The sequence below is a fragment of the Winogradskyella poriferorum genome, assembly GCF_050618035.1.
GTDB lineage: Bacteria > Bacteroidota > Bacteroidia > Flavobacteriales > Flavobacteriaceae > Winogradskyella > Winogradskyella poriferorum_A.
This window is the reverse complement of the sequence record NZ_JBODPY010000075.1, coordinates 1-245: the sequence shown is the minus strand read 5'-3', so window position 1 is coordinate 245 and position 245 is coordinate 1. Positions and strand designations below refer to the sequence as shown.

At 31.0% G+C, this 245-nt stretch carries 1 pseudogene; it reads left to right on the top strand.

Features of this window, described 5'->3' with window-relative positions:
* Nucleotides 1-105: 105 nt before the first annotated feature.
* Nucleotides 106-245 (top strand): annotated as a pseudogene (locus ACRHOC_RS14985) (4-hydroxyphenylpyruvate dioxygenase); the annotation flags it as partial.

The following is a 245-nucleotide window of genomic DNA, read 5'->3' as shown; positions in this document are numbered from 1 at the left end:
GATTTTGAAGAAGACAAAAATTTAGAAGAAGAAAAACACTTAGTAAACATTGATGGTTTACTAGAAGAAGAATTAGAAAATTAATCTAAGAAATCAATTAATATTATGGCAAAAGAAGTTAAAAGTGTTGATTACGGACTAGAGAAGATATGTGATGAGGCCCAAGATTTTTTACCACTTCTAGGGACGGATTATGTAGTGTTCTACGTTGGTAATGCGAAACAAGCGGCTCATTTTTATAAAAC